At 60.5% G+C, this 8,134-nt stretch carries 6 protein-coding genes; 5 read left to right on the forward strand and 1 reads right to left on the reverse strand.

Features of this window, described 5'->3' with window-relative positions; all coding sequences use genetic code 11:
• Nucleotides 1–84: 84 nt before the first annotated feature.
• Nucleotides 85–525, reverse strand: a complete 441-nt coding sequence (locus tag ACK1VC_RS20455; protein ID WP_016485636.1) for a universal stress protein — start codon at nucleotides 523–525, stop codon at nucleotides 85–87.
• Between the two features lie 110 nt (nucleotides 526–635).
• Between ACK1VC_RS20455 and ACK1VC_RS20460 the strand changes: the two genes are divergently transcribed.
• From ACK1VC_RS20460 to topA, 5 genes are all read left to right on the forward strand, one after another.
• Nucleotides 636–1,073 carry a hypothetical protein gene (locus ACK1VC_RS20460; protein WP_060518383.1) on the forward strand — a complete coding sequence of 146 codons (438 nt, stop codon included), beginning with the start codon at nucleotides 636–638 and terminating at the stop codon, nucleotides 1,071–1,073.
• A 625-nt stretch (nucleotides 1,074–1,698) separates the two neighbouring features.
• The gene (gene fadB, locus ACK1VC_RS20465; protein WP_016485638.1) at nucleotides 1,699–3,846 is read left to right on the forward strand and encodes a fatty acid oxidation complex subunit alpha FadB; all 2,148 of its coding nucleotides are present in this window, start codon (nucleotides 1,699–1,701) and stop codon (nucleotides 3,844–3,846) included.
• A gap of 31 nt (nucleotides 3,847–3,877) precedes the next feature.
• The gene (gene fadA / locus ACK1VC_RS20470; protein WP_012271343.1) at nucleotides 3,878–5,053 is read left to right on the forward strand and encodes an acetyl-CoA C-acyltransferase FadA; all 1,176 of its coding nucleotides are present in this window, start codon (nucleotides 3,878–3,880) and stop codon (nucleotides 5,051–5,053) included.
• Between the two features lie 76 nt (nucleotides 5,054–5,129).
• On the forward strand, nucleotides 5,130–5,381 hold the full coding sequence (locus ACK1VC_RS20475) for a DUF1653 domain-containing protein (protein WP_016485639.1): 252 nt from the start codon (nucleotides 5,130–5,132) through the stop codon (nucleotides 5,379–5,381).
• Nucleotides 5,382–5,481: 100 nt separating this feature from the next.
• Nucleotides 5,482–8,091 (forward strand): type I DNA topoisomerase, encoded by a 2,610-nt coding sequence (gene topA, locus ACK1VC_RS20480; protein WP_016485640.1) that lies wholly within the window; start codon nucleotides 5,482–5,484, stop codon nucleotides 8,089–8,091.
• Nucleotides 8,092–8,134 lie beyond the last annotated feature (43 nt).

Consider the following 8,134-nt stretch of genomic DNA (forward strand, 5'->3'; position numbering starts at 1 on the left):
CGGGGCAAGCCCGCTCCCACAGGTATCGCAGCGCGGTCACTGTGGGAGCGGGCTTGCCCCGCGAAGAGGCCGGTATAGGTTAAGTCATTCTTTCTTCTGCAACCGCACCGCCAGCACATCGCACGGCGCACCATGCAGCACGTCATTGGCGGTGGAACCCAGCAGCAACGCCAGGCCATGGCGGCCATGGCTGCCGACCACGATCAGGTCGCAATTCTGTTCCTTGGCCAGTTGGTGGATTTCCTGGCGCGGTTGGCCGTAGGTCAGGTGGGAATCGCCGCGCTGGATGTCCGGGTATTTGTTGAACAGGCGGTCCATGCGCTCCTTGGCCTGGTCGAACTGTTGCTGTTGCAACTGCGACAGGTCCATCGGTACGTCACCGCCGAATGCCATGGCCATCGGCTCGACGATGTGCACCAGGGACACCTTGGCGCCTGAGGGCTCGGCGAGCTTCATGGCACGCTTGATCACCGGGTCGCATTCTTCGGTCAGGTCGACGGCGACCAACAAATGTTCATATTGCATGAGCGGTACTCCTGGCAATCGCGATAGAAGAAGTATGGTCGCTTTCGGGCGGGTCTACCGTGAAAAATGGCTAACCAGCTCATTTGCAACGCTTTATGGGAACTACTGATATGACGGTATTGCTGGTGGTGTCAATCCTTGCGCTGATTCTCAGCCCGCTTTCCTGGCTGCGAGGCTCGCGCAAGCAGAGCGAGCAGATGAAGTTGCGGCTGGAGGCCCGGCGCATGGGGTTGGCCATGCAACTGGCGCCGCAGCAGTGGCCGCACTGGCTCGAAATGGAGCCGCCAAGCCCTTGCCCGCAATACCACCGGGCGCGGCATCGCGGGCATGAGGACAGCTTCAGCTTCTGGCAGGTCACCCCAGGGGTGTGGTGGAACCAATGGCGCGAGCCCTGCGAAGATCCTCGCTTCATCGAGGCCTTGGCGCGCTTGCCGGCGAGCGTCTACAAGGTCGAAGCCGACGCGCGGATGATCGCCCTGTACTGGACTGAACGGGGTGATACGGCTGTATTGCAGGATGTTGCCTACGTCCTCGAAACCCTGGCCTGAAACCTCGTGGGGCCACGTCGTACCCGTAGGAGCAGCCTTGTGCTGCGAAGAGGCCGGTATGCCTGATAGTACTGTTCCGGGCGTATCGGCCTCTTCGCCGCACAAGGCGGCTCCCACAGGTACGGCGCAGGCGTTCAGGGCTTTAAACGACAAAGCGGCGGCTTGGCAGAACCCTGAAGGGGTGGGGTGCCAAGTCGCCGCTTTGCGTTTCTGCTACGCAGAAAAGGCCAGGCAGGCCGGGTATCCATTCAAGCAAGTGCCAGTGTAGCCGCACTGGGGTGCCGCGCAAGCCGAAAGATGCAGCACTGTCCAAGCGGGCGTGGTCAATCGCTGACGTGAATGGTCGGCGATCACTGTCATCATGTTTTGCACCCGGACGATACAAAGTGACTGGAAAGTCGCGTTTTCGTCGTGCTCCTGAGCATTTGACAACGCCGATCTTTTCGGAGAATGTGTGCACACCCAAATCAAACGGGCGTATGAATTGAGCGTTTGTATGTCATGACGCCAAGCCATACTTCCGACTAGCGCGCTGACGGGTGTGCCTGGGGCAGGGCAGCTAGGCCTGCTTCTGCTGCAGCGATCGGCGTGTACAGTTCAGCTTCCATATCGTGGAGATCAGTTGATGATTTACGAAGGTAAAGCCATCACGGTTAAGGCTCTTGAAAGTGGCATCGTCGAGCTCAAATTCGACCTCAAGGGTGAGTCCGTCAACAAGTTCAACCGCCTGACCCTGAACGAGCTTCGCCAGGCCGTCGACGCCATCCAGGCCGACGCCTCGGTCAAGGGCGTGATCGTCAGCAGTGGCAAGGACGTGTTCATCGTCGGCGCCGACATCACCGAGTTCGTCGACAACTTCAAGCTGCCCGAGGCCGAACTGGTCGCCGGCAACCTGGAAGCCAATCGCATCTTCAGTGCCTTCGAAGACCTCGAAGTGCCGACCGTTGCTGCCATCAACGGCATCGCCTTGGGCGGCGGCCTGGAAATGTGCCTGGCCGCCGACTACCGGATCATGTCCTCCAGCGCCAAGATTGGCCTGCCCGAAGTCAAACTGGGCATCTACCCCGGCTTTGGCGGCACCGTGCGCCTGCCGCGCCTGATCGGTTCGGACAACGCTATCGAGTGGATCGCCTCCGGCAAGGAAAACCGTGCCGAGGACGCCTTGAAAGTGGGCGCTGTCGACGCCGTGGTCGCCCCTGAGTTGCTGCAGGCCGGTGCCTTGGACCTGATCAAGCGGGCCATCAGCGGCGAGCTGGACTACAAGGCCAAGCGTCAGCCGAAGCTGGAAAAGCTCAAACTCAATGCCATCGAGCAGATGATGGCCTTCGAGACCGCCAAGGGCTTCGTTGCCGGCCAGGCCGGCCCGAACTATCCGGCCCCGGTCGAAGCCATCAAGACCATCCAGAAGGCCGCCAACTTCGGCCGCGACAAGGCCCTGGAGGTCGAAGCCGCAGGCTTTGCCAAGCTGGCCAAGACGTCGGTTGCCGAAAGCCTCATCGGCCTGTTCCTGAACGACCAGGAACTCAAGCGCAAGGCCAAGGCGCATGACGAGATTGCCCACGACGTGAAGCAGGCCGCCGTGCTCGGCGCCGGCATCATGGGTGGCGGCATCGCTTACCAGTCGGCGGTCAAGGGCACCCCGATCCTGATGAAGGATATCCGCGAGGAAGCTATCCAGCTGGGCCTGAACGAGGCCTCCAAGCTGCTCGGCAACCGCGTCGAGAAGGGCCGCCTGACCCCGGCCAAGATGGCCGAGGCACTCAACGCCATTCGCCCGACCCTGTCCTACGGCGACTTCGCCAATGTCGACATCGTCGTCGAAGCTGTGGTCGAGAACCCGAAGGTCAAGCAAGCTGTGCTGGCTGAAGTGGAAGGCCAGGTGAAGGACGACGCGATCCTCGCTTCCAACACCTCGACCATCTCCATCAACCTGCTGGCAAAAGCGCTCAAACGCCCGGAAAATTTCGTCGGCATGCACTTCTTCAACCCGGTGCACATGATGCCGCTGGTTGAAGTGATCCGTGGTGAGAAATCCAGTGAAGTGGCGGTGGCCACCACCGTGGCCTACGCCAAGAAAATGGGCAAGAACCCGATCGTGGTCAACGATTGCCCGGGCTTTTTGGTCAACCGCGTGCTGTTCCCGTATTTCGGTGGCTTTGCCAAGCTGGTCAGTGCCGGTGTCGACTTCGTGCGCATCGACAAGGTCATGGAAAAGTTCGGCTGGCCAATGGGCCCGGCTTACCTGATGGACGTGGTTGGCATTGACACCGGCCACCACGGCCGTGACGTGATGGCCGAAGGCTTCCCGGACCGCATGAAGGACGACCGCCGCTCGGCCGTCGACGCGCTGTACGAGGCCAACCGCCTGGGCCAGAAGAACGGCAAGGGCTTCTACGCCTACGAAACCGACAAGCGCGGTAAGCCGAAGAAGGTCTTCGATGCCACCGTGCTCGACGTCCTCAAGCCGATCGTGTTCGAACAGCGTGAAGTCACCGACGAAGACATCATCAACTGGATGATGGTCCCCCTGTGCCTGGAGACCGTGCGCTGCCTGGAAGACGGCATTGTCGAAACCGCCGCCGAAGCCGACATGGGCTTGGTCTATGGCATTGGTTTCCCTCCCTTCCGCGGTGGTGCGCTGCGCTACATCGACTCGATCGGTGTGGCCGAATTCGTCGCACTGGCCGATCAGTACGCCGATCTGGGGCCGCTGTACCACCCGACTGCGAAGCTGCGTGAAATGGCCAAGAACGGCCAGCGCTTCTTCAACTGAGCGGTCAACGAGCTAGAGCGAGAGATTTGATATGAGCCTGAATCCAAGAGACGTGGTGATTGTCGACTTCGGTCGCACGCCAATGGGCCGCTCCAAGGGTGGCATGCACCGTAATACCCGCGCCGAAGACATGTCGGCGCACCTGATCAGCAAGCTGCTGGAGCGCAACGGCAAGGTCGACCCGAAAGAAGTCGAAGACGTGATCTGGGGCTGCGTCAACCAGACCCTGGAGCAAGGCTGGAACATCGCCCGCATGGCGTCGCTGATGACCCAGATTCCGCACACGTCTGCAGCGCAGACCGTCAGCCGCCTGTGCGGCTCTTCGATGAGCGCCTTGCACACCGCTGCCCAGGCGATCATGACCGGTAACGGCGATGTGTTCGTGGTCGGTGGCGTGGAACACATGGGCCACGTCAGCATGATGCATGGCGTGGACCCTAACCCGCACCTTTCCTTGCATGCTGCCAAGGCTTCCGGGATGATGGGCCTGACTGCAGAAATGCTCGGCAAGATGCACGGCATCACCCGGGAGCAGCAGGACCTGTTCGGCGTGCGTTCGCACCAGTTGGCCCACAAAGCCACGGTCGAAGGCAAGTTCAAGGACGAGATCATCCCGATGCAGGGCTATGACGAGAACGGCTTCCTGAAGGTATTCGATTTCGACGAAACCATTCGCCCGGAGACCACCCTCGAAGGCCTGGCATCGCTCAAGCCCGCGTTCAACCCGAAAGGCGGTACTGTCACCGCCGGTACCTCGTCGCAGATCACCGACGGCGCTTCGTGCATGATCGTCATGTCTGGCCAGCGTGCAATGGACCTGGGTATCCAGCCATTGGCGGTGATTCGTTCGATGGCGGTGGCAGGTGTTGATCCGGCGATCATGGGTTATGGTCCGGTACCGTCGACCCAGAAAGCGCTCAAGCGCGCCGGGCTGACCATGGCCGACATCGACTTCATCGAGCTCAACGAAGCCTTTGCTGCACAGGCCTTGCCAGTGCTGAAAGACTTGAAAGTGCTCGACAAGATGGATGAGAAGGTTAACCTGCACGGCGGCGCCATTGCTTTGGGTCACCCGTTCGGTTGCTCCGGGGCACGCATTTCGGGCACCCTGCTCAATGTCATGAAGCAGAATGGCGGTACTCTGGGGGTGGCGACCATGTGCGTCGGCCTCGGCCAAGGTATCACCACTGTCTTCGAACGCGTCTGATCGCGTTGCGGGACAGCAACCGGGGCCTTGTGCCCCGGTTTTGTTTTTACAGGTTTTATTCAAGAGGGTGGGCAACATGCAGATACAACCAGGCGTATACCGGCATTACAAAGGGCCTGAGTACCGTGTCTTCAGCGTTGCGCGGCACTCCGAGAACGAAGAGTGGATGGTGTTCTACCAATGCCTGTATGGTGATTACAGCTTCTGGGTACGCCCCCTTTTGATGTTCCAGGAGTCCGTCGAGGTTGACGGCGAGCAGGTGCCACGCTTTGCTTTGGTCAAGGCCGAAGAAGGGCTGCCTGGGTTGCTGGGCAAGTCGCACGAGTGATTGTCCGAGCTTGACCTCACACTTTTGCCACTATATATAGCGGTGCCGCGTTTGGTACCTGACGCGTTTTTCATTTTCAGATTCAGGAATACTCCGATCCATGGGCAAATCGCTGGTCATTGTGGAATCCCCGGCCAAGGCCAAGACCATCAACAAGTACCTGGGCAACCAGTACGTGGTGAAGTCGAGTATCGGCCATATCCGAGACCTCCCCACCAGCGGTTCGGCCAGCGCAAGCAAAGAGCCGGCCGCCAAGCGTGGCAAGGCCGCGGGTGAGGCTCCGGCCCTGTCGCCGAAAGAAAAGGCCCGTCGCCAGCTGGTGGCACGCATGGGCGTCGACCCGGATCACGGCTGGAAGGCCAAGTACGAGATCCTGCCTGGCAAGGAAAAGGTGATCGAAGAGCTGCGTCGCCTGGCCAAGGATGCCGACACCATCTATCTCGCAACCGACTTGGACCGCGAAGGGGAAGCCATTGCCTGGCACCTGCGCGAAGCCATCGGTGGTGACGACACACGCTACAAGCGCGTGGTGTTCAACGAAATTACCAAAAAGGCCATCCAGGAAGCCTTCTCGCAGCCAGGCGAGCTGGACATCGACCGGGTCAACGCTCAGCAGGCGCGGCGCTTCCTCGACCGTGTGGTTGGTTACATGGTTTCGCCGCTGTTGTGGGCCAAGATTGCTCGCGGCCTGTCTGCTGGCCGTGTGCAGTCGGTCGCGGTGAAGCTGGTGGTGGAGCGCGAGCGTGAAATCCGTGCATTCATCCCGCAAGAGTACTGGGAGATTCATGCCGACCTCGGTACCGCCAAGAACGCCAAGGTGCGTTTCGAGGTGGCGCGCGAGAAGGGCGAGGCCTTCAAGCCGCTGAACGAAGCCCAGGCCATGGCTGCGCTGGAGAAGCTCAAGGCTTCCAGCTACAGCGTGGTCAAGCGTGAAGACCGCCCGACCAGCAGCAAGCCGTCGGCGCCGTTCATTACCTCCACCCTGCAGCAGGCGGCCAGTAACCGCCTGGGCTTCGGGGTGAAAAAGACCATGATGATGGCCCAGCGCTTGTATGAGGCCGGCTACATCACTTACATGCGTACCGACTCGACCAACCTGTCGGTCGATGCCCTGGACATGGCGCGTAGCTACATCGAGCGCGAGTTCGGCAAGCAGTACCTGCCGGATGCGCCACTGGTTTACGGCAGCAAGGAAGGGGCCCAGGAGGCGCACGAAGCGATTCGTCCTTCCGATGTGAATACGCACCCGACCAAGCTCAGCGGCATGGAGCGCGACGCCGAGCGCCTGTACGAGCTGATCTGGCGCCAGTTCCTGGCCTGCCAGATGCCCCCGGCGCAGTACCTGTCCACCAGCGTCACCGTGGCTGCGGGCGACTTCGAGCTGCGTGCCAAGGGCCGTATCCTCAAATTTGACGGTTATACCCGCGTGCTGCCGCAACAGAGCAAGCCGGGCGAAGACGACGTGCTGCCTGAGATGGTCCAGGGCGAAGCGCTGAAGCTGATTCAGATCGACCCGAGCCAGCACTTCACCAAGCCGCCGGCGCGCTTTACCGAGGCCAGCCTGGTCAAGGAAATGGAAAAGCGCGGCATTGGTCGCCCGTCGACCTATGCGGCGATCATCTCGACCATTCAGGACCGTGGTTATGTGACCTTGCATAACCGCCGTTTCTATTCCGAGAAAATGGGCGACATCGTCACCGAGCGCCTGTCGGAAAGCTTCTCCAACCTGATGGACTACGGCTTTACCGCCGATATGGAGGAGAACCTCGACGACGTGGCCCAGGGCGAGCGTGACTGGAAAAACGTACTCGACGAGTTCTACGGCGACTTCAGCAAGAAGCTGCAGACTGCAGAGTCCAGCGAAAACGGCATGCGCGCCAACCAGCCGACCATGACCAACATTCCGTGCAAGGAATGCGGCCGGCCGATGATGATCCGCACCGCTTCCACGGGTGTTTTCCTGGGTTGTTCGGGTTACAGCCTTCCGCCAAAAGAGCGCTGCAAGGCCACCGTCAACCTGGTGCCGGGTGACGAGATTGCCGCTGATGACGAGGGTGAATCGGAATCCCGCGTGCTGCTGGGCAAGCACCGTTGCCCGATCTGCGCCACAGCGATGGACGCCTACCTGCTGGATGAGAAGCACAAGCTGCACATTTGCGGTAACAACCCCGATTGCGTTGGCTACGAGATCGAAGAGGGCAGCTACCGCATCAAGGGTTACGAAGGGCCGAGCCTGGAGTGCGACAAGTGTGGCAGCGAGATGCAGTTGAAGACCGGCCGTTTTGGCAAATTCTTCGGCTGCACCAACCCGGCGTGCAAGAACACCCGCAAGCTGCTCAAGAGTGGAGAGGCGGCGCCGCCGAAGATGGACAAGGTGGACATGCCGGAGCTCAAGTGCGAGAAGGTGGACGACACCTACGTGCTGCGTGACGGTGCTTCGGGGTTGTTCCTGGCTGCCAGTCAGTTCCCGAAAAACCGTGAAACCCGTGCGCCGCTGGTGCTTGAAATTGTGCCGCACAAGCACGAGATCGATCCGAAGTACCACTTCCTCTGCGATGCGCCACAGAAAGATCCAGAAGGCCGCCCGGCAGTTATCCGCTACAGCCGCAAGACCAAGGAGCAGTACGTGCAGTCCGAGGTCGATGGCAAGCCGACCGGCTGGAAGGCCTTCTACGACGGCAATGCCTGGAAGGTTGAAGACAAGCGCTGATCTTTCGGTGCTTTAATTGGGGCCGCTTTGCGCCCCTTCGCGG

It is taken from the genome of Pseudomonas sp. XP2, assembly GCF_053557975.1.

What these genes read in the sequence shown, in the direction of transcription:
- ACK1VC_RS20455 (WP_016485636.1), bottom strand. Translation starts at nt 525, where the DNA reads ATGCAATATGAACATTTGTTGGTCGCCGTCGACCTGACCGAAGAATGC.
- topA (WP_016485640.1), top strand. Translation starts at nt 5,482, where the DNA reads ATGGGCAAATCGCTGGTCATTGTGGAATCCCCGGCCAAGGCCAAGACC.
- ACK1VC_RS20475 (WP_016485639.1), top strand. Translation starts at nt 5,130, where the DNA reads ATGCAGATACAACCAGGCGTATACCGGCATTACAAAGGGCCTGAGTAC.
- ACK1VC_RS20460 (WP_060518383.1), top strand. Translation starts at nt 636, where the DNA reads ATGACGGTATTGCTGGTGGTGTCAATCCTTGCGCTGATTCTCAGCCCG.
- fadA (WP_012271343.1), top strand. Translation starts at nt 3,878, where the DNA reads ATGAGCCTGAATCCAAGAGACGTGGTGATTGTCGACTTCGGTCGCACG.
- fadB (WP_016485638.1), top strand. Translation starts at nt 1,699, where the DNA reads ATGATTTACGAAGGTAAAGCCATCACGGTTAAGGCTCTTGAAAGTGGC.